13 protein-coding genes are annotated in these 21,798 nt (G+C 67.4%); 2 read left to right on the plus strand and 11 right to left on the minus strand.

The window, feature by feature from the left end; genetic code table 11:
* The first annotated feature begins 362 nt into the window (after nt 1-362).
* Together HDA32_RS15480 and HDA32_RS15485 are read left to right on the plus strand one after the other, a co-directional pair.
* The gene (locus HDA32_RS15480) at nt 363-620 is read left to right on the plus strand and encodes a hypothetical protein (protein WP_179643864.1); all 258 of its coding nucleotides are present in this window, start codon (nt 363-365) and stop codon (nt 618-620) included.
* Between the two features lie 239 nt (nt 621-859).
* Complete coding sequence (locus tag HDA32_RS15485) at nt 860-1,147, plus strand: penicillin acylase family protein (RefSeq protein ID WP_179643865.1); 288 nt, start codon at nt 860-862, stop codon at nt 1,145-1,147.
* 281 nt (nt 1,148-1,428) lie between these two features.
* Here HDA32_RS15485 and HDA32_RS15490 read toward each other — a convergent pair whose 3' ends face one another.
* The 11 genes from HDA32_RS15490 to HDA32_RS15540 form a co-directional block, all read right to left on the minus strand.
* Nucleotides 1,429-1,860, minus strand: coding sequence for a DUF4259 domain-containing protein (locus HDA32_RS15490; protein ID WP_179643866.1), 432 nt, complete (start codon nt 1,858-1,860; stop codon nt 1,429-1,431).
* 170 nt (nt 1,861-2,030) lie between these two features.
* The gene (locus tag HDA32_RS15495) at nt 2,031-3,332 is read right to left on the minus strand and encodes an MFS transporter (protein ID WP_179643867.1); all 1,302 of its coding nucleotides are present in this window, start codon (nt 3,330-3,332) and stop codon (nt 2,031-2,033) included.
* Nucleotides 3,333-3,686: 354 nt separating this feature from the next.
* Entirely contained in the window at nt 3,687-5,513 is a 1,827-nt protein-coding gene (locus HDA32_RS15500) for a non-ribosomal peptide synthetase (RefSeq protein WP_179643868.1), read from the minus strand.
* Nucleotides 5,514-5,544: 31 nt separating this feature from the next.
* Nucleotides 5,545-7,413: an asparagine synthase (glutamine-hydrolyzing) gene (gene asnB / locus HDA32_RS15505; RefSeq protein ID WP_179643869.1), complete on the minus strand. Its 1,869-nt coding sequence runs from the start codon at nt 7,411-7,413 to the stop codon at nt 5,545-5,547.
* A gap of 13 nt (nt 7,414-7,426) precedes the next feature.
* Nucleotides 7,427-8,257: a thioesterase II family protein gene (locus HDA32_RS15510; RefSeq protein ID WP_179643870.1), complete on the minus strand. Its 831-nt coding sequence runs from the start codon at nt 8,255-8,257 to the stop codon at nt 7,427-7,429.
* Between the two features lie 16 nt (nt 8,258-8,273).
* Nucleotides 8,274-8,534: an MbtH family protein gene (locus HDA32_RS15515; protein ID WP_179643871.1), complete on the minus strand. Its 261-nt coding sequence runs from the start codon at nt 8,532-8,534 to the stop codon at nt 8,274-8,276.
* On the minus strand, nt 8,531-12,100 hold the full coding sequence (locus tag HDA32_RS15520; RefSeq protein WP_179643872.1) for a non-ribosomal peptide synthetase: 3,570 nt from the start codon (nt 12,098-12,100) through the stop codon (nt 8,531-8,533). Before HDA32_RS15520 ends, HDA32_RS15515 begins: the two co-directional genes overlap by 4 nt.
* The gene (locus HDA32_RS15525) at nt 12,097-13,896 is read right to left on the minus strand and encodes a carbamoyltransferase family protein (RefSeq protein ID WP_179643873.1); all 1,800 of its coding nucleotides are present in this window, start codon (nt 13,894-13,896) and stop codon (nt 12,097-12,099) included. The genes HDA32_RS15520 and HDA32_RS15525 overlap by 4 nt, the downstream gene beginning before the upstream one ends.
* A complete protein-coding gene (locus tag HDA32_RS15530) occupies nt 13,869-15,239 on the minus strand; it encodes a Zn-dependent hydrolase (protein ID WP_179643874.1) in 1,371 nt (456 codons plus the stop codon). The genes HDA32_RS15525 and HDA32_RS15530 overlap by 28 nt, the downstream gene beginning before the upstream one ends.
* 85 nt (nt 15,240-15,324) lie before the next feature.
* Complete coding sequence (locus HDA32_RS15535; RefSeq protein ID WP_179643875.1) at nt 15,325-16,662, minus strand: condensation domain-containing protein; 1,338 nt, start codon at nt 16,660-16,662, stop codon at nt 15,325-15,327.
* Between the two features lie 239 nt (nt 16,663-16,901).
* Nucleotides 16,902-21,620, minus strand: a complete 4,719-nt coding sequence (locus HDA32_RS15540) for a non-ribosomal peptide synthetase (protein ID WP_179643876.1) — start codon at nt 21,618-21,620, stop codon at nt 16,902-16,904.
* Nucleotides 21,621-21,798: the final 178 nt, after the last annotated feature.

A 21,798-nucleotide genomic window follows, 5' to 3' on the forward strand; every position in this document is an offset into this window, starting at 1 on the left:
GACCTCCGCACGACCCGGAACTCATCGATCGGCTGGCCGGCCGGTTCCGTCAACCGTCAGATCCCGGACGAAGCGCACCTCGTCGGCGGGGTGCCCGCGCTCACCAGGACGGTCTTCCACGCGATCCTGGACATGGACACGATGACCACCAGCCGCCCCGCGGCGGCTGCGCCCCGCCCCTCTGGTCTCCGCACCCCGCACAGCTTCCCGACCCGCACCGAACCAGAGATCACCTACCCGCCTTTGGCGGAAAGCGAGTCCCCGTCAATCGAACTCCACATCAAGCACCTGGCCGACACTAATGCGCACTGGCCCTTCGAACGGTTCCCCAGTGCATTCAGCAGGCCCGTGAGATCGTTGACATGGTCGGGGAAGCCGGCCATCCCGACCGCGACACCCTCATCGAGGCCATTGCGAACCTCGATGGGCTCTACCAGCAACTCCACGCGCGCCTGAACCAGCGCGGCGCCGTAGTGGCCACCGTGGCCTCCGCCCGGCTTCTGCGCAGCGTCATCGGTCAGCGGCCCGACATCCTGCACGCCGGGCAGGTAATTTCCGGACTCCTACTCGACGCTCTGGCCTCCATGCCATCTGAGAACTCCAGCGACGCACAGACATAGCCAAGCATCAAAACACAGCCATAAACCCGCTACGACGTTCGTTCACCACCAAGCCCTTGAACGGCCCTCGGTGACGGCCGGACAGCTCCCGGGAGGGCTTACTCCCCTACCGGCCCGGCCCTGCGGCATTCGCCGGCATGTGTCCGGGAACCCGCCGGAAGCGTCCGGGACCGGCCGGTGTTGCGGAAGCGGTATCTGCAACGGGTTCTACCGTGGCCGGGCGCCCCTAAGGTCATCCCATGTCCACTCCTCGATCCCGCCCCAAGCGCTGGGCGCCGGGCCTGCTCGCCGGACTCGCCGTCCTGGTCCTCGTCGCAGCCGGAGTCGCTGTCTTCACTGTTCAGCGACCGTTTCCCGACTACGACGGGGAACTGGCGCTGCCCGGGCTCAGCGCCCCGGTGACGGTGTACCGCGATTCCCACGGCATCCCCCAGCTCTACGCCGACACCGCCGAGGGCCTGTTCACCGCCCAGGGATACGTGCACGCCCAGGACCGGCTCCGGCAGACAGGCCTCACCACCGCATAACCCCACACCCCCCAGGCCACACCGCTGCACGGAGCGAGACCCGCGGCTTCCGCCCGCTCCCGACAGGCCGCACCATCGAGTACCGCGGTATCGTCGGCGTCCTCAATCTGCTGCACACCCGCAATCCCGGCAGCCGCCGCCACCCTCGACGGGATCTCTTCGGACCACTCACCGCGGTAAGCAGGTTCCCACCTCTCAAGGGAAACCGGTTCGACCGGTCAATCCGCTTTCGGATTCGGACGCTTCATCCGCAGTACGAACGGAGAACTTTCCACAGAGCATCACTGCTTCCGCAGAGCAGCCCTGACTTTCTCAAGCGCCGCTCTCGCCTGCTCCCTGTCCACGTCATCGCCCCAACTCCGCCACCACCAGCCATCGGCGGGAAGGGCCGCATCGAGCGCTTCGACCGCCAGGCTCCGCACCTGGAGCGGCACCGGCCTCGCCAGCCACTCCGTGACCCCCGACGCCTCCTCGTTCCACGAGAACCGCTCCTCCGAGAGCGTGTTCGCCGCGATCGCCGCCGCAGCGGCGACCACCTCCTCAGGGAGAGTCCTCACCGGCTCCGGTCGCGCATTCACCAGGGCCGGTTCCAGCGTCCGCACCACGTGTTCCAGCCGCTCCGCGGCCGCCGGCGGCCCGAGCCCGTCCAGAAGGTCAAGCGCGGTGTCACCATCAAAAAGTTCCACACCCCACGTACCCACTGCATACTCCAATAAGATCCGTGGGAATTTCCGCTACTCCAACTGCCTTCGCGTTCAGCCCGAGCCGGCGCCACGCGGGCACGAACTCTCCGAATTCCATGATTCTTCCTGGTTCTCTTGATCAGCCGCCCCAGTTCTCACTACACCTGCGGGTCGCTCAGGCTTCGTCACAGAGTTCCCGGTCAGGCCGCATCGCCCGCCGGGCGTGCCGTGCCCATCTCGTTGGCCAGGTGCGCCGCGCGGCCGATGAGCGACCACAGCGTCAGCACCGCGAGCAGTGCGAGCGACGCGCCCGCCACATAGGGCAGACTCAAGTCCAGGCGGCCGAGCAGTCCCCCCGTCAGTGCCCCAATCGGGGCGAGGCCCCATCCCAGCATCCGGTACGCGCCAATGGTCCGTCCGCGCAGCTCGTCCGGGATCATGGTCTGCAGGATCACCGTGTTTGCCACGTTGGTGGTGGTGATGGCAAACCCGAACAGCCCCAGGCACAGTGCTCCGGCGTAGGCGTTCGGGGCCAGGCCGAATGCGAGCATGGCCCCCGCCATCCCCAGAAGCGCGCTGCGGATCACCGCGGCCCGGCCCAATGTTGCGACCAGCCGGGATACACATGTCGCGCCGAGGAAGGCGCCCATGGCCATCGCGGCGAGAAACACCCCGTAGAGCGAGGCCGGCACCCCAAGCCGCTGCTGGGCGAAGAGGACCAGCACGGCGATTCCCATCTGCAGGCTGAGCATTATGGTCACGTTCAACATCAGGAGGCCGCGCAGGATCGGCGTGCCGAGTACGTACCGGATTCCGTCGAGGAGGCTCTGCCCCACGCTTCGGCGGGACACGGGCGGTGGCCCATCGGTGGTGCCTTCGGGGGCCGGCGGGCGCCGCATGGACAGTGGGATACCGAGCAGCAGTAGCGCGGCCACAGCGTAGGCACCGGCAGCGGAGGCCAGCGGAAGCGCGGCGGCCGTGGCGAACAGCAACCCAGCCAGCGGTGCGCCGGCGCAGTCCTCTGTGACCACACGCCCTCCCTCCAGCCTGCTGTTCGCGCGGTCCAGCTGGTGTGCGCGCACCAGCCGCGGAAGTAGCGAGCGGGCGCCGATGTCGTAGACCGTCTCGCCGGACATGATGAGAAACATGGCCGCGTAGAGAACCCAGATGGTGGCGAGGTCCATGGCGACAAGCACGGCGAGCGTGCCCATGGTCGTGGCCCGCAGCGCGGCGGCGGCCGTCATCGCCTGGGCCCGGTCCACCCGGTCCACCAGCACTCCGGACAACGGGCCGAACAGGAGCCACGGCAGGAAACGAGCCGCCACCAGCCCGGAGATCAGGAGCGGATCGTCGGTAAGGAGTGCGCCAACCAGGGGCATCGCGGTGAGCAGCATGCCGTCGGCGAGGTTGCTGGAGGTTGCGGCGCTCCAGAAGCGGTAGAATACGCCGCCCAGGCGGTCGACGCGCGGCTCGCGCGTACTCTCCTCGTCCGGGCCTGCCATTAGAAAATCCGAGGACCGGTTCGACCGGTGCCGATCCGGCCGGGCAGGCACCGTCCTGTTCGGTTTGGTTCCTCGTTCAGGAGGAGACCCGCTGTTCCGCGGATGCGTTGTGGAAATGGGGATTCTGTGTTTTCACCGCACCGTGCGCCAGGAGTCCTGGGCGAGCTCCCCGCTCCACCTCGCGTTCGCTGCCTGACCAGGTGCGACGGAGGGGGGTAATCTCCCCACCGAGAACGCGACTGGCAACCATACCTCCTCCTCCGGGAAGCCCGGACTTCACGGGCCTTCTCTGAGGGCGGGGACGCGAGTTTCGATTTTTTGACCGGATTCGGCATTTCCCGACCCCTGCTATCCTTATTGGCTTTCCAAAGCCCGATCAACCTGCCCGGCGAGCGATTCGATGGTAGGTGAGACGAGGAAATCACGCAGGTGGATAGGGGCACCCAGTTCACCGCGCACTCTCGACAGAAGCTGCATGACGAGCAACGAGTATCCTCCCAATTCGAAGAAGTCGTCGTGCACACCGAAGGTTTGCTCGGGAAGGAGTCCGCTCCAGATCTCCGCCAGTGCCTTCTCCGTCCAGGATCGCGGTGCCGTGTGCTCACGGACGGGACTCTCTAATGCGGGTGAAGGCGCCGGGAGAGCCCGGCGGTCGATCTTTCCGCTGATGGTCCGCGGGAGTTCGCTCACGGGAACGAAGAGTCGCGGAATCAAGCTGTCCGGGAGGTAGTTGGCCAGGTGCTGGCGCAGCTGCCTGGACTCCCACTCACGTGTCCCCACCGAAGGGGCGGCCGCCTGGATGAAGGCGCACAGCCGGGGTACCTCGCCCTGGTCGTCGACAGTCACCGCTACGTCTCCCACCGCGGGATGCCGGCGCAGCGCCTCCTCGACCTCTCCCAGCTCGACTCGGATGCCCCCGATCTTGACCTGCTGGTCCCTCCTTCCCAGGAACTCCAGAAGGCCGTCCGGCGCCAGCCTGCCGAAGTCCCCCGTACGGTAGGTGACGTCGCCTGTGTCTCCGTCCGGCCCCGCCGGCAGGAACACGGCCCGAGTGGCCTCGGGGTGCCTGTGGTAGCCCAGAGCAAGGTAGGGCGAGCGTATGTGGATCTCGCCCACCGCGCCCTGCGGGCAGGGGTGTCCCCGGTCGTCGAGAATGTCCACCCGGGTGCCGGGCATGGGCTGCCCGATCGGAACCGAGGTGCGGTCCGCATCGGCGCGAGTGATGAAGTGGTAGGTCCTCGTGACCGTCGTCTCGGTGGCGCCGTAGAGATTGAGCAGCTGGATCCGCTCCCCGTAACGATCGAACCATCGGCCGACATCGGCCGGGGAGACCGACTCCCCCGCCATCGCGATGCAGCGCAGCGTAGTGAACTCCAGCTCGTCGATGAGGGCGGCGTTGGCGATGCCGCGGAACACGGTCGGTACGCAGTTCACCAGGTCGATCCCGGAATCCTCGATCCATCGCCCGAGTTCGTGGGGGCTTATCCGGATTTCGGCCGGGGGGACGCACACGGTCCCGCCCGTGCACAGCGGGACGAAGACGTCGCGCACCATGGCGTCGAACGCCAGGGAGGCCAGTTGGCTGACCCGCCGACCGGGGCGAGCGTCGAGCAGCCCGGCGAGCCACCCGACGTAGTGGCTGAGGCTTTCGGCCCGGCCCACGACGCCTTTTGGGCGGCCGGTGGACCCTGAGGTGAAGAAGACGTAGTACGGGTCGTTCGGGTCCGGCTGGTGGACCCGTGGCGGGTGGTCGTGCCGCTCGGGTACGGGGTCCTTTGTCTCCACCGCCGCGTGAATTAGCCGGCCGGAGGGCACCAGGTCGCCGACGAGCTTCTCCACAGGTGTGGGGATCCCTGTGCCGACGATCGCGTAGTGGGGCTCGATCTCACCGAGTATTCCCTCTAGCCGGAGCCGCGGAGCGGCACACTCCAGAAGAGCGAAGACCCCGCCGATCCTGAGTATGCCCAGAACGGCCGCGATGGCCTCCCTTCGGTCCTCGGCGAGCACCGGAATCACACGGCCGCCGCCGGCGCCCGACGTGTACAGTTCTTGGGCGATCTGCCTGGAACGTCGTTCCAGCGCCGCGTAGGTCAACGTGCCTTGCGGGCACTCCACGGCCCTGCGGTTCGGGAACCGCTCGGCCGCCCGGAGTACCAGCGAATGAACTGACTCGTACCTCATCGCCGTCCCTCTCGCAGTGCGAATGCCCGTATCAGGAGTAGCTGGGGATGCCGAACTCGTCCATGAGAATCCCGAAGGTCAGCACGATGAGCAGTAGGTCGTCACCCAGGTGTGGATGGACGTCGCTTCCGGGAGTTCTGTATCGGGACTTCAGCGCCTCCACGACATCGGGATCGAAGTACCCCTGGCGCGCTATCCGCGAGTAGGACAGCATGTCCTGGGTCCATTCGTTGTTCTGGCGGAGCAGAGCCGGGCTAGACGGCGCGCGGAAACCGAATTTCTCCCGGTCGATGATCTCGGCCGGAACGCGTCCTTGAGCCACCCGTTTAAGAACGTATTTCTCGGTCATGTTCTTGACCTTCAGCATGGGCGGAATCCGGGTGGTGAACTCGACGACGTCGATGTCGAGGAACGGGTACCTGGTCTCGACCGAGTTCGCCAGGGCCATCCGGTCTCCGTGGTCGGCGAGCAAGTGGTCGGTGAGGCGCAGCTTGAAATCGAGGTAGGAACGCTGGTGCAGCGGGTGCCTACCCTGCAGGGAACTCTGGTCGACGATCGGGAAGTTGAGGCAGTCGAATTCAGGGAACGCCTCTTGGACACCAGGGGAGTAAAGCTCGTTTTTTGTCTCCGCCCAGGCATGGTAGTTTTTCTCGTAGAATATTGCGGAATCGCCCCAGAGCCGGCGGCGGACTTCGTCTTCCAGGAGTGTGTCCAGACCTTGGTCCCGCCTGCCGCGCCGCCCCGCGCTGTCGAACCGGTATCCTATATAACCGCCGAAGAGTTCATCCGCCCCCTCACCCGTAAGGACCACCTTGAACCCGGCGTCCCGGACCTTTTCCGACAATGCCAGGGAGCACGTGTTGAACGTCTCCTTGACCGGGCATTCAGCGTGATAGACCATGCGCCGGAGGTCGGCGCCGACCTCAGCGGGGCCGAAGACAAGCTGGTGGTGGTCGGCCGATAGCTTGTCCGCCATGAGTCGCTGGTAGCCGGACTCGTCCAGGCCGTGGTCCTTGAACGCCACGGAGAAGCAGGTGAGGCGCCTGCCTCTGCCCCGCTCGGCGGCGAGTGCCGTGATCAGCCCCGAGTCCAGGCCACCACTGAGGTAGTAGCCGACAGGGACGTCGGCCCGCTGCCGGTAGCCGACCGATCGTGTGAGAAGTTCTCTGAGGGCGGCGATATAGAACTCATCAGGTTCCGGCCGCGGTCCCTCTCCCTCGATCGGGTACTCCAAATCCCAGTAGCGAACCTTTTGGACGGCTCCCTCGTCGACGAGCAGGTAATGGCCGTTTTCGAGACTGCTCACATCGCGAAACATCGTACGCGGGCTGACCGGCCCCGGAAACGTCAGGACCTGGTCGAGCCCGGTCAGGTCAGCAGTGCGGCTGATTCCCGGGTGCTCCAGAATGGACTTGATCTCGGACCCGAAGACGAAATCCTCCCCCGCCCGGGCGTAGTACATCGGAAGGATGCCGAGATGGTCGCGCGCGATAAAAAGGCGCCGGATGTTCCGGTCGTAGATCGCGAAGGCGAACTGCCCGTTCACTCTCTTGAGTAGATCGACCCCCTCCTCCTCGTACAGGTGGACGAGTACCTCGACGTCGCATCCCGTTCTGAACCTGTGGCCCTTCCTCGCCAGTTCGCGACGCAGCTCCGGATGGTTGAATATCTCCCCATTGCAGATCAGGACCACGGTGCCGTCTTCGCTGTAGATCGGCTGGTCACCGCCGTCGGGGTCAATGATGCTGAGCCGACGGAGCGTGATCCCGATCCCGTCGTCGATGAACGTCCCCGAGGAGTCGGGCCCCCTGTGGTCCAGCTTCTCCGCCATGGTCGCTAGCAGCGTGCTGTCGACCGGACGCCTGTCCGGCAGGTGCATGAAACCGGTCAGCCCGCACATAACCCTCCTCGTGTCATCCCTGTCGGTTGTGCTGCTTCTGGTCCGGCCGATCCGTGGCGGGGCCGTCCCCGTCACCGTCCGCACGCGGTCGTGCCAGCAAGGGATGACCACTGATCTCGGCCGCGATCGCCCGCATCTGCTGATGCAGGAAGAAATGGCCCCCTGGAAGCATCCGGTAATGGAATCCGGCGGAGGTCCGGCATTCCCAGGACCGGATTCCCTCGACGGGGACCATGGAGTCGTCCCTGCCTCCGAGCGCGAGAATGGGAGTGCTCAACTTCTTGAAGCTGGGCACGTATCCGGCGCAGAGTTCATGGTCGTTGCGGAGGGGCGCCAGGAGGATGTCGTGGAACTCCTCGTGTTCGAACAGTTCCGCCGGTGCTCCGCCCAGCCTCACCGTGAGGCGCAGGAGCTTGTCGTCGTCGAGGGTGTGCGGCGGGGAGGCACTGCCGCTCCACGTGCTGTGCCGCGGATCCCCGCTCCGAGCCGCCAGCACGAGAAGCGAAGGTGGCGGTTTCGCGCTCCGTTCGAGCCGAGCGGCGATCTCAGACGCCAGAAGCGCGCCCATGCTGTGACCGAACAGGACGAAGGGACGATCGAGCGAATCCGCGAGGCCCTCGACGAGATCCGCGACGAGCTCCTCCCAGTCCGCCACGAGCGGTTCGGCGAACAGGTTCTCCCGGCCGGGGAGCTGGACCGGGTTCACATCGATCGCCGGCGGGAACCCGTCGATCCAGTGCCGGTATATCGACGCTCCACCTCCGGCATAGGGAAAGCAGAAGAGCCGAATCGATGCCGTATCGGCTGATCTACTGCGGAACGGCAGGTACTTGTTCGAGCTCATGCTGGATTTTCCGTGTTCAATTCGAGGGCTCGGTCTGCTGCTCCCGCCGCAGCTCCTGGGACCTGCGGACGCTCGCGGGTCTCATGTCCGTCCACACCCGCTCGATGTGGTGAAGGCATTCCTCGCGGGATCCACGGGTTCCCTCGGACAGCCATCCGGCGGGCAGCTCCCGCGTCGCCGGCCAGACGGAATACTGCTGTTCCTCGTTGACGACGACGAGATACTCCTGGCCCGCGCTGTCGACCTCTACCGTCTCTCCAAGGCTTTCGCGGCTCATGGTGCGGTGCTCCTTTGCGCTCCTGCGTGTTCCTCTGGCGATGCGGATCCCGGTCCCGGATACTCGATCGCCCGCTCTGCCGAGTCGCCGGTTTTGGCTTCATTCCGGATCACCGCCTCGGAGATCCCGACCGCACTCGGCTCCCTCATCAGCTCCGTGATTGATATTTCCGTTCGGAACAGACGTTTGATCCTGCCGGAGAGCCGTACGATGTCCAGCGACCGTCCGCCGAGTGTGAAGAACTGGTCCTCCTCCCCGACCTCGTCGGGGTGGATACCGAGTGTTTCGGCCATGAGCCGGGTGACTGCCTTTCGCACGGGCTCGCGTGGCGGCGCGGAGGCGGCTGTACCGGGACGCCCGGTCTGGCCGGGTGGCGGGAGTGCCTTGCGGTCGACTTTGCCGTTGCTGTTGAGCGGGACCTGGTCGATGCGGGTCAGCACCGCTGGCAGCAGGTAGGCGGGGAGCTCGGAGCGCAGGTGGGCGAGGACATCGTCCGAGGCGACATCGGGATCCGCGGCGTAGTAGCCGAGCAACCTGCGGTGGTCCGAGGGGCCAGCGACCGCCACGACGGAGTCGCGGACCCGCGGGTGTCGGGCGATGGCCGCCTCGATCTCTCCCGGCTCGACCCGGTACCCGTCGATCTTGACCTGGTCGTCCGCCCGGCCGCAGAACTCCAGGCTGCCGTCGGGCCGCCACCGCCCCAGGTCTCCGGTCCGGTACAGGCGCGCGCCGGGCCGGCCGAAGGGATCGGGGACGAACCTCTCCGCGGTCGTTCCCGGCTGGCCGGCGTAACCGCGGACGACGCAGTCCCCACCGATGTAGAGCTCTCCGAGCTTCCCGAGCCCGACCGGGGTCATCCTCTCGTCCAGGACGTACATCGTGGTGTTGGGGATGGGAAGGCCGATCGGGAGCGAGGCCCCGCCTTCCATCCGGAGGACGTGGTGGACACAGTTGCCCACCGACGCCTCGGTAGGCCCGTATTCGTTCAGTACTGGGGTGAACGGGTCCATCTCCCGCCACTTGTGCAGAACCCGGGAGGGGAACGTGTCGGCGCCGACCACCAGTGCTTCGCACAGGTCCCGGGCCTGGTCCGGTGTCATGAACTCCGCCAGCAGGTCGAGCTGGCCAGGGGTCAGTTTGATGAATGCATAGGGGGCGCGTTCGAGGATCGCCTCAGCGAGCCTCTCGGTGGGTGTCGCGTCCGGAACGACACACACGGGCTGTCCGGTAAGCAGCGGCGCGTACAGGTTGGGAACGATCATGTCGAAGGTGAAGGAGGAGAAGACGGGTGCGCCTCCGGCGCCCTCTCCCACGTACTCACGGACTGCCCACGTCAGATAGTTGACGAGCGACCGGTGTTCGACGACCACGGCTTTGGGCAGCCCCGTCGATCCTGAGGTGTAGATGACGTAGGCGGGATTCGCGGACGTCGCGGTACGAGGGGGGCGGTGCGCCGGGGTGCGGTCGGTTTCGGCGAGTGCCGTGTCCAGGACCGTTCCCTCAAACCACTCCGGAACCTGCTCTCCCTCGGTGACGAGTACCCGCGCATGGACCTGGCGGGTCATGTAGCGCTTGCGCTCGTCAGGGTAGTCGGGATCGATCGGCACGTAGGCGCCGCCGGCTTTCAGCACGGCGAGCAGTGCGACCAGCGTTCGCTCCGATCGTCTCAGGCACACTCCCACCGCACTCTCCGGCGTCACTCCAGCGGCGCGTAGGTGGTGCGCCAGCCGGTTCGCCCTGGCTTCCAGCCCGGCATAGCTCAGCCTCACGGATCCGCAGCGGACCGCGGTGGCCTCGGGGACGCGATCGACCTGCTGCTCGAAGAACTCGTGCACGCACGCCGAGTCGGGATAGGGTGCCACCGGGCCGACAGCACGGTCGGTGACGTCGATCCGGGGGGCCTCAGGCAGGTCCAGAGAACGAAGATCCTGGTCCGGCGCGATGCACAGCATCCGCAGCAGCGCGATATAGGAGTCTGCGAGCCACTTCCCGGTCTCGGGGAGCAGCACGCCGGTGCTGTGGTTCACGGCACCGCTCAGTGTGTTCCCGTCGTCTGTGATGGTGACCGTCAGATCGAACTTCGCGGTGCCGGTGTCGACGAGCCGCTGGCTCCAGGTTTGTCCGGAGACCGGCGTACGCTGCCCGACGATGGTGTCGAACTCGAACAGGACCTGCGCCAGTGGGGATCGGCCCGGTTCGCGTTCGGCGATGGTGTGTGCCACCACCTCGTCGAAGGGAAGCGCCTGGTGGGCGAGTCCCGCGGCGATCTCCTCGTGGGTCGCGGAGGCAGCCTCGTTGAAGTCGGTTCGGCCGGTTAGCCGGGAGCGGACCGGCAGGGTGTTGAAGAGAGGGCCGACGGCGCTGCGCAGCTCGGGCAGCGGGCGGTTGGCGGCCGTCACGCCGATCACGATGTCGTCGACACCGGCCCACTGGTGCAGCAGGGCCTGGAAGGCTGAGGCGAGAACCGCGAACATTGTGGTCCCGCGTTCCCGGGCGAATGCGCGCACCGTGCTCAGGAGTTCCGAGTCGAAGTGAAAGTGGTGCGTGGCGCCGGCGGGGTCGAAAACGGCCGGACGCGGGAGGTCGCACGGGATGTCCAGGTACCGCGGCGCCTTCGCAAGGCGGTCACGCCAATGCGCGAGCGCTCGTCCGCGCCCGCCGTCGGCCAGCAGGCGCTCCTGGTGCCCGGCAGCCTCAGCGAACCCCGCCACCGGCGGGAGTCCTGGCCGCTCGCCCGTGACCTCGGCTCGGTAGCAGGCCGCGAGCTCGTCGAGCAGGATCGTAATCGACTCCCCGTCGCAGACGAGGTGGTGGACGGTGAGCAGCAGCACGTGTTCCGTGTCGCTGAGGGTCACGAGGTCGACGCGCACGAGCGGGCCGCCGTCGAGGGTGAAGGGGCGGGTGGCGAGCTCACGCAGCAGGTGTTCAGCGCGTTCGTGTCGAGCGGCCCGGGTGGCGTCCGACACCCGGTGGCGGCGCGGCGCGACATCCAGGTGTGCCAGCGTGTGCGGGACGGGCAGGCCCTCATGATCGCGGAAGACCGTGCGCAGCGCCTCGTGCCGGTTGATAAGGGTGGCCACGGCGCGATCAACGGCATCGGCGTCCAGCTCCCCGTGGATGTCCACCGCCCACGGCATGTGGTAGCAGGGGGTTCCCGGCTGCCAGACCTCGAAGAACCAGATTCGCTCCTGGGTGGGAGAGGCCTTGCCGGGCTGGTTCTCGCAGCCTCTCTGTTCCGCCCGTTCGCTGGGTGTGGCGGACCTGATCACGGGCGCTCGACGATCCGGTTCCTCCTCCCGCTCGTGTGACCACAGCTCGGCGATACGCCGAGCCGCCTCGGCAACCGTCGGGGCGGTGAAAACCAGGTCGGCGGGGATTTCGGTTCGCACGAGCGTGTTCATGTGGCGCACGGCCCGCAGCGCGTGGAGCGAACCGCCTCCCTCCGCGAAGAAGTTCGTGTCGCGGTCGAGGCCCTCGACTTCGAGCACGTCGCACCAGATACGCGCGATCGCCTGCTCCAGGTGGCCGTGCGGGGAAGCCCCACGGGTCTGGCCGGGTGTACTCATGCGTCCACACCTCCGTCCGCCTCCGTCGCTCGGACGCCTTCGCCAGCCCTGCCGATGATGTCCCGCCCCATGACCAGGTAGTCGATCTCGGACTTGAGGAAGGTGCGCAGCGCGGTCTCCGGGTCCCGGACTACCGGCTGCCCACGCAGGTTGAAAGAGGTGTTGAGCAGGACCGGAACCCCCGTGATCTCACTGAACGCCTTGAGCAGGAGCCACAGGCGTTCGTTGTCGCTCCTGCGTATGACCTGCACGCGTGCTGTCCCGTCGACGTGGGTGACAGCGGGCAGCCGGTCTCGCCATTCGGCGCGGGTACGGACCACGAACAGCATGTGCGCGTAACGCTTGGCCGGGAGGGGCAGTTCGAAGTACGTGTCCGCATCCTCCTCGGTCACGACCGGCGCGAACGGGCGGAAGCCTTCGCGCTGTTTGACGACGGCGTTGAGCCGGTCACGCATATCGGGATCGCCGGGGTCAGCGAGGATGCTCCGGTTCCCCAGGGCGCGGGGGCCGAATTCCATCCGCCCCTGCATCCACGCCACGATGTCACCGTTGGCCAGGGAGCGCGCGACCCGTCGGACGAGGTCGTCGTGGACGTACCGCTGGGCGACCACGGCGGGTTCTCTGGCGACTGCCTCCTCGTATTCCCGCTCCGGATAGTGCGGGCCCCAGTAGGGCATGAACATCCCGCTAGAGGGCCCGGCACCGGTGGCCTGGGCGTGGGCGTGGAGCGCGGCTCCGAGCGCTGAGCCGTCATCGCCGGATGCGGGTTGGACGAAGATGTCGTCGAATATCCCGGTCCGCGCGATTACCCCGTTGGCGGTGCAGTTCAGGGCCACACCCCCGGCCAGGCAGAGGTTACGGTGACCAGTGGCGGCCTGGAAGTGGCGGAGGGTGTGCAGCAGGCAGCCCTCCAGCGCCGACTGCGCTGCGGCCGCCACGTCCATGTGGTGTTGCTCGATCGGTTCGCCGGGCCCTCGGGGCGGTCCGAACGATCTGGCCAGGGCGCGGAGCGCGCCGCTGTGGGTCTCGCGTTCGACGGCCGACCGGTTCTCGGCGAGTAGCGGTACGACGCACCCCCCGTTGCCCGCCGGCCGCACCAGCTCGCGCATCTCGGCGCCGTACACGCCGGGGTCGCCGTAGGGCGCCAGCCCCATCACCTTGTACTCGTCCATCGCGAACTCGAATCCCAGGTAGAGCGTGACAACGCCGTAGAGCGTGCCGAGTGAGTGCAGCGCCGGCACGGTGTGCAAGGTCTTCAACGTTTCGTTGTGGCCGGAGAAGACCGTCATGCTCTCCGCCTCGCCCATGCCGTCGGCGACGAGGACGAGCGCATCATCGAACCCACTGAGGTGGTAGGAGCTCGCCGCGTGCGCCAGATGATGCCGGATTGGGGTGAACATGTCCCGGGCCTGCGTCTCCGGCCAGTGCTCGGCCAGCAGGGCGCGCACCACACGGGGGGCGTAAATCTCGCGGTGCAGTTTGGCCGCGTACTCGTTCAGGTGAGCGTTCCCGGCATCGCCGTAGTCGAACGAATGGGCGACCAGGTCGATGTCGGCCATGGTCAGGCCGGTCGCGTCGAGGCAGTACCGGATCGCGTTGACCGGGAAGTCGCCTGTCGTCTTCTCCCCGGTGAAGCGTTCCTCCGCCGCTGCCGCTACGACGCCGTCATCGGTGACGAGCGCGGCCGCGGCGTCCAGTCCCTGGACGATGCGGTAGCTGCGGCTGTCGAGGTCCGGGAGTTCCCGCCGTTTGAAGTCGACCGTCTTGTTCATTCCGCTGATCCCGATGACCCGCACCGATGCTCCTCTCGCGTGGTCGCGTTCTGGGGAGGCGCCGAGGCCGGCGTCCGGCAGCTGCCCGGCACGTGGGAGGTGGCGGCGCGCAGAAGGATGTCGGCGCCGTTGACGATGTGGCAGGCCTCGGAGTACTCGTCGGGCGCGTGGCTGATGCCGTTGACGCTGGGGATGAACACCATCGCGGCGGGAGCGATCGAGGTGATCACTTGGGCGTCGTGGCCCGCGCCGCTTGCCATCTCGATCCGGGTGAGCTTCAGCTCGTCGCTCGCTTCGGCGAGGAGCCGGCGCAGTGTCGGGTCGCAGGGTGCGGGGAGGACGCGATCGATCGTCGTCGCGGTGATGGTGGTCGAGGTCTGGTCGGCGATCTGGGCGGTGAGCCGGCGTACGGCGGTGATCGCCCGGTCCAGTGCGCCGAGGTCGATGTCACGGAGATCGATGGGGATTCGAACCCGGCCGGGGACGACGTTCCACGTTCCCGGTGTGACCTCACAGCGGCCGACTGTCGCGACACGCACAAGGCGCTCGCGGTCGGCGATGTCCTGGACCGCGAGGATGATCCGGGCCGCCGCCACGAGGGCGTCGCTTCGTAGTTCCATCGGGGTGGTTCCGGCGTGGGCGGCCCTACCGTCGATATCGACGGTGATCGAGACCCGGCCCGAGATCGCCTCAACGATTCCGATGTCCACCTCGTGGTGTTCGAGTACGGGTCCCTGCTCGATGTGCAACTCCAGGTAGGTGTCGATGGCACCTGCGGGCCAGGCGGCAGCGGCGATCCGGCTCAGGTCGCCCCCCACCGAGGCCACCAGGGTGTCCATGGGTTCGCCCGCGGTGGTCACCGTGGCCAGGTGTTCCTCGGTCAGTGAGCCGGCCATCGCATGGGAGCCCCACATGGGCGGGGTTCCCCTGGTCCCCTCCTCATCGGCGAAGACGGTGACGACCAGGGGAGAGCGGAGGGGGAGGGAGTTCTCCTTTACGGTCTGGGCGACCTCGATCGCCGCGAGCACCCCCACACTCCCGTCATAAGCGCCCCCGCCCGGCACGGTGTCGATGTGTGATCCGAGCATCAGGACCGGCTCACCCGAGTCGGCCTCGCGGTCGCGGGCCACGATGTTTCCCGCGGGATCGACGTACGGAGCCAGCCCGGCCTCCCGCATGTACTCCACCACCAGCTGCCTGGCCTGCTGGTCCTCCGGGCTGAAGGCGAGCCGAGAGACGCCTTTCCCTGCTGCGGAACCGATCCTTCCCAGCTCGCCGAGCCGGCGGATCAGCCGTGCCCCGTCAACGCGGACCGAACCGCCGAAACGGTGGAAGCCGTCTTCGGCTGTACTCAGGGTGGTCGGCATGGGCACTCCCGTTCGCCGGGTCTCACCCGCCGAATCGGTGGTCGTCATCGGTCTGTCGCTTCTGGGTGCGTGGTCCGGGTACACGTCAGTCCTCCACGATCGCGCTGATCGGCCGCTCGGGGTTCCGGGAAGCCGAGTCCAGGAGCCCGACAAGCCCCGCCGCGAGCCACTGCGCCGTCCCGTGGTCGAACAGGTCCCGCGAGTACTGCAGGGATCCGGTGACGCCCGCTGTTTCCCCTGTCCCGGTGCGCTTCTCGCTGAATCCCACGTCCAGGTCGAACTTGGCGGTACCTGGGTCGGCGAGGGCCGCCTCGACGGAAAGCCCGGGAAATTGGTGCCCGGTGCCGAGGTCGTTGTTGAACGCCAGCATGGTCTGGAAAAGCGGGTGGTGAGCCGGGGAACGCCGCGGGTTGAGCCGTGCCACGAGGTACTCGAATGGCAGGTCCCAGTTCGCGTAGGCGTCCAAGCTGGTCGAGCGAACGCGCATCAGCAGTTCCTTGAAGGACGGATCCCCGGAGGTGTCGAAGCGCAGCACGAGAGGATTCACGAATAGGCCGACCAGATCCTCGAGGTCGGTTTCGGTGCGGCCGACCGTGGGCACTCCGATGGGGATGTCGGTGCCCGCGCCGCAGCGCGTGAAGAGCGCGGCCGTCCCGGCCTGCAGCCCCATGAACAACGTGCACCGGTTCCGCCGCGCGGTCCGCAGGAGTCGTCGGTGGAGCTCGGGAGTGATGTGGAGGGACACCGTGCCGCTGTTGTGGCTCGGTAGGACCGGCCGGTCGCGGTCGAAGGGGAGCTCGAGTTCCTCCGGCAGGCCGGCGAGAGTGCCGCGCCAGTGCTCCAGCTGCGCCGCCAGCCCTCGTCCTGGCTTCTCCGCGTCAGCGAGTAGCTCCTGCTGGCGTCGGGCGTACTCGCCGTAGCTGGTCCGCAGGGGAGGCCACGCGGGCGGGGTTCCGTTCAGCCGCGCGGTATAGGCGATGCCCAGGTCGCGGAGGAGGATAGGGCACGACCAGCCGTCGACGGCGATGTGGTGCATGACGAGGAGCAGCATGTGCTCGTCCGCCCCCAGCCGATGGAGGTGGCCCCGGATCGGTGGCTCGGTGCTCAGGTCGAAATGGTGGCGCTCGGCCTGGCTCAGCCGGTCCCCGGCCGTCTCGGGCCGGTCGTCGATGCTGAGCAGCGACGGCAGCCGTTCCTCCTCCAGGACCCGTTGCCGGGGATCCCCTCGCACGGTTGGGTACACGGTGCGCAGCGGCTCGTGGCGCCCGACGACGTCTGAGAGCGCGAACGCGAGTGCTCGCCGGTCCAGCCGCCCCGACAGCCGGACGTGCAGCGGGACGTTGTACGCCGTGGTCGGCTCCTCCAGGTGGTGCAGGTACCACAGTCCGCGCTGGGCGCACGAGAGCGGCATGGTGTCGTCCACCGTGCCGCATGCCGCCGCAGCGGCGGGCGCCGCCGGGGTACTGGAGCGTGGGTAGCCCGCTGAGTCTGGCCCGTGGGCGTATCCGTCGCCCCTGGCATGGTTCCGGCTTTCGCTGTCGCGGCGTCGTGCCGACACGTTTCCTCCTGGCCGTACGTACTGCGGCGGCGTGGGGCTCGGCGGGTTGATGCCGGCGGTCCCGACGAGTCAGCCGGGAGCGCCGGGGCCGGGTGTTCCTGACCTCAGGGAGGGGCTCCGGTGCTCCGGGAGGGCTCGAACTCGTGGTGCGGGTCGGAGTCCCGTGTCATCGCTTGAAGGACCTCTAGATAGCAGCGTCGGAGTAGCTCCGCGGTGTCGTCAGAGAGCTTGCCGGTGTGGTAGTCGAAGCGCAGCAGCAGCAGCTCGGAGTTCGGATGGCGCATGAATCCGGTGGACAGGGAGTGGCTGGTCGGCTCGGCCCGATATTCGGTCGTGGCATTGATCCGGGCGTCGATGAATTCGATGTCGGGGCCGATCACGTTCTGCAGCATGTGGAAGTGGTTGTAGAGAAACGTGTTGTCGAAGAGTTCCACGCCGAGGTCCTGCTGGATCCGGGCCAGCGGGTATCGGCGGTGCGGGAGCAGCTCGCGCTCCGCGTGGAAAACGGCGCGTACCAGGTCGGACCACGGAGCTGGGGTCAGGGTCAGGCGCAGGGGAAGCAGGTTCAGGTACAGGCCGCGCGCCTCGGTGGCACCGGGTTCCTCGGGCCTGCCGTGCGAGCTGACTCCGGCGATGACGTCGGGAGAACCGGTGGCAAGGCTGAGGACCTTCAGATGGGCTGCGAGGAGGACACTCTTGAGTGGAACCCCCGTCCGGGCCGCGAGGTCGCCCAGCGACGCGCACAGCGCCTCGGGCAGGAGGGCCTCCAGTGACCGGTGTGACGCGCTCCTGGTGACGGTGGAGCGCCATTGGCGGATGCCGTCCACGCTGTCGCCCTCGATATGGGTGTCCCCCAGCCTTGGGGAGAACCCGGCCGTCTCGGGGGCGGGAGCCGGCAGTCGCGCCGGCCGGAATCCGGCGAGCCTCTCCCTCCAGAAGCGGGCGGAATCGGAGGAGATCAGCGCTTCTCGTTCGAGCCGGATGAAGTCCCGGTACTGCGACTCCGGCGTGGCCTTGCGCGGGGTGTCCGGGTTCCTCAGTAGATCCAGGTACCGCCGCAGAATCTCCGTCTGCGTCGAGAACAGGCTCCAGCCGTCCAAGATCGCGTGGTGTTCCGTGACGGTCCACTGCATGGTCGAGTCCGTCCTGCGGTGCAGCGCGAACCGGATGAGCGGTGCCCTACCGATGTCGAACGGGTGGGCGCGTTCGGTGCGCAGGACGGCTAGCAGGTGGTCGCGCTGCGCCTCGACATCGAGGTGCCGGATGTCTTCGGCGGTCACCGGTGGAGGAACCGACTCCCAGACCAACTGCATCGGGACGCTGTACCTCGACAGGTCGAAGGACGTCCGGAGAATGGGATGCCGGGCCATGACGTCGGCCACCGCGCGGCGGAACATGTCGGCGTGGTACGGAGCGCGGACATGAAAGCTGTTCACGTTGTGGTACGGCAGGCTCTCCGGTTCGAGCTCCATGTGGAAGACCATTCCGGCCTGCAGCATGGAGAGGGGATAGGCGTCGACCATCCCCTCAGGCACGATGCGGCGATCTTCCTCGGAGAGCAGGGAGAAGGGCGCGCGGTCTGCGGGGCCGACGCTTTCGGTTCTCTTGGCGACGCACTGCCGCAACTCCGCGATCGTGGGCCGCTGGAAGAGATCCTGCAGGCGCAAGGAGAACCCGTGCTCCTTGGCGAGACCGATGATCTGCAGGCTGCGAATGGAATCGCCACCGAGGTCGAAGAAACTGTCGTGCACCCCGACGCGATCGGTCTGCAAAACCCGCTGGAAAACGTCGGCGAGCGCCTCTTCGACACCGTCCCGCGGTCCCACGAATTCGCTGGACAGGCGAGGGCGGCGGGTATCCGGCGCCGGAAGCGCGTCCCGATCGATCTTGCCGTTGTACGTCAGCGGCCATTCGTCGATCCGGACGACAGCTGCGGGGAGCATGTGCTCGGGAAGTGTCTCGGACAGGAACGCGCGCACCTCGGAGGTGGTGAGCTGGCGGTCGGACGCGACATAGGCGGCCAGTCGCGCGGGCCGCTCGCCCTCGTCCGGGCGGGCGAGCACGACCGCGCCGCTGATCTCCGGATGCGCACCGAGCACCGCCTCGATCTCTCCGGGCTCGACACGGAAGCCACGGATCTTGACCTGGTGGTCGTCGCGCCCGATGTATTCCAGTTCGCCACCGGGGGTGAGGCGGGCGAGATCGCCGCTGCGGTACGAGTGCCGAGGACCGCCGGAACGGGCGGGTGGAAACCGTTCCGCGGTGAGTGCCGGCCGCCCGAGGTAACCGCGTGTGACCCCGTCCCCGTGGACGTGGATCTCCCCGGGGGCCAGGGCCGGGCAGGTGTTTCCCCAGCGATCGACCACCTCGATACTCAGGTCGGACAGCGGTTCCCCGATCGGGCTGCCGTTTCCCGCAACGTCGTCGGCCCGCAGGATCCGGCAGGTGGCGTGGACCGTGGTCTCGGTGATGCCGTACAGGTTCGCCACCTGCGGCGATTGGTCACCATGGGCGCCGAACCAGCGCCCGACACTGGTCATGTCCACCGATTCCCCCCCGAGGACGACGTAGCGGAGGGCGAGATCGGGTGACGCCTCCGACGGGTGCCCACCCGCGGCGTCCACGGTGACGAGGTTCCGGAACGCCGACGGGGTCAGGCTCAGTACCGTGACCTGCCTCGCCCGAAGAAGGGCGTGGAGGTCCTCCGGGGACCGCGTGACCTCCTTTGGGACCACGACCAGCCGGGCGCCGTGGACCAGGGCACCCCAGATCTCCCAGGCGGAGAAGTCGAAGGATGGGGAGTGGACCCAGGTCCAGACGTCGGAAGCGTCGAAATCGAACCAGAGGCCGGTGGCGGGGAAGAGCCGGGCGAGGTTGCGGTGGGTGGCCTGCACCCCCTTCGGCGTTCCGGTGGACCCCGACGTGTAGATGAGGTAGGCGAGGTCGTCGAGCGCGGGCGGGGGGAGCATCTCGGTGCCCTTGGCCGCACTCCCGTCCGTTTCGAGCACCGACCAGTCTCCCCTGGGCAGGCGACCCGCGAGCCCTGGTGTCGCTACGACGAGCTCCGCACCACTGTCGGACAGCATGAACCGTGTCCGCTCAGTGGGGTGGGCCGGGTCGAGCGGCAGGTACGCGCCTCCCGCCTTGAGCACCGCCAGGAGCGTGGTGACCAGGTCAATGCCACGCTCCTGGTAGACACCCACGATCCGCTCCGGACCGACACCCCACGCGCGCAGCGCGTGCCCGAGACGGTTGGAGCGTTCGTCGAGTTCCCCGTAGCTGATCCACTGTTTGCCTTCGTGAATCGCGGGAGCGTCGGGACACTCAGCAGCACGGCGGGCGATCCGTGCGGGGACGCAGTCGCCGTCGTCGAGCGCCATACGAGCCGCTCCGGCGTTCAGCCGGGCCAGGACGTCCGCGTCGACGAACTCCTCGGTGACTGCGTGGGCATCTGGCCGATCCAGCAGGCGACCCAGTAGCCGCACGAAGTCGTCCGCCATCCGCCGCACGGTGCTGTGCTCGTAGAGATCGGTGTTGTACTCGATCTCGATGTGGTGCGGGTCCTCCCCGACCACCAGCCAGGTCATGTCGAACTTCGCGGTGGCCCGTTCCACGAATACCTGGGTGAGGGGGGTGCCGGCGAGGCGACGCCCGTGACGTCCCTCGCTGTCCATACCGAACAGGATCTGGATGAGAGGGCTGTGGCTTAGGTCCCGCTCCACCTCAAGGGAGGCCATCAGCCTTTCGAAGGGGACGTCCCTGTTCTCCAGGGCTTCGAGGACGGCCGCGTGCGCTCGGCAGGCGAGGTCCCGGAACAGGTCTCCCTCGCTGAGGGTGAGCCGCAGCGGCAGGATGTTGACGAGCAACCCCACTGTCGAATCGGTGGCCGGATCTCGGGTGGAGAACGGCGCCCCGACGATGACGTCATCCTGGTTGCTGTAGCGTCCCAGGAAGACCGAGAAGGCGGAGAGCAGCACGGCGTAGGGGGTCGTCGCCGCTGCTTGGGCCGCCTCGGTGACTCGTTCCATCAGCCGCGGAGGAAGCGGCGCAATGTGGGTGCGGCCCGCGAAGGTCTGTAGGGGCGGCCTGGGGTGGTCCGGCGGAGGTGCCGAATGCTCGGGACCGCCGGCCAGGCGCCGTTGCCAGTAGCGCACCTGGTCATCCAGATGACCAGCACTCCAGCGTTCGATCTCTTTCTCTGCGACTCCGATCTGGTCGAGACGTGGACAAGGCGGCGGCTCGAGGTGTGCGGATTCGAGGGCCTCGTAGGTTTCGGACACCTCGTCGAGGACGAGTCCGACGGAGTGCCCGTCGCAGACGATGTGGTGAATGGTGAGGACGAGTAGCCACCGCTGTTCCGCGCATCGCAGTAGCAGCACGCGCAGTGGTGGGTCATCGGTCAGCCGAATCGGCCGGCGTGCCTCCTGCTCGGCCTGCCGTAGCGCTTCCTCGTCCGGAGTTGTCGTCGTGCTCAGGTCGTGGACGAGAAATGGAAATCCGGCGTCGTCCCGGACCGTCTGTCGTGGCTCGCCACGGTGGACGGAGAAGCTGGTGCGCAGTGCTCCGTGCCGCTGGACGACTCGGGTGAAGGCGTCGCGCAGCACCGTGGGGCGCAGTTCGCCCTCGATCCGATGGGCACTACTGATGTTGTACGTGGGGGTTCCGGGGTTCCACTGCTCGAAGAACCAGATGCGGCGCTGGGCGAACGAGAGAGGGGCGTGACCCGTCCGTTGGGAGTGGCTCCCGTTCTCAGTTTCCCAATTCTGCGGTAGTTCACCGTCGCCCGAGGTAAGGAGCCCTGGAACGTCTTCCTCGAATTCCATGCCGGCAGGACCGGTGAAATCATCGCGCATGCCCGGGATTCCCCTCCTCCTCGCTTGTGTCCACGGTTGGGGCGTACGTTTCCTCAGCCGCAGACATCGATCGGAGAGCCTAGGGAAGCCCGGCATCGCGGGATTATCCCCACACTAAGCACGGCCCCGCCCGGCGTGATTGGTGGCG

The sequence above is a fragment of the Spinactinospora alkalitolerans genome (assembly GCF_013408795.1).
GTDB lineage: Bacteria > Actinomycetota > Actinomycetes > Streptosporangiales > Streptosporangiaceae > Spinactinospora > Spinactinospora alkalitolerans.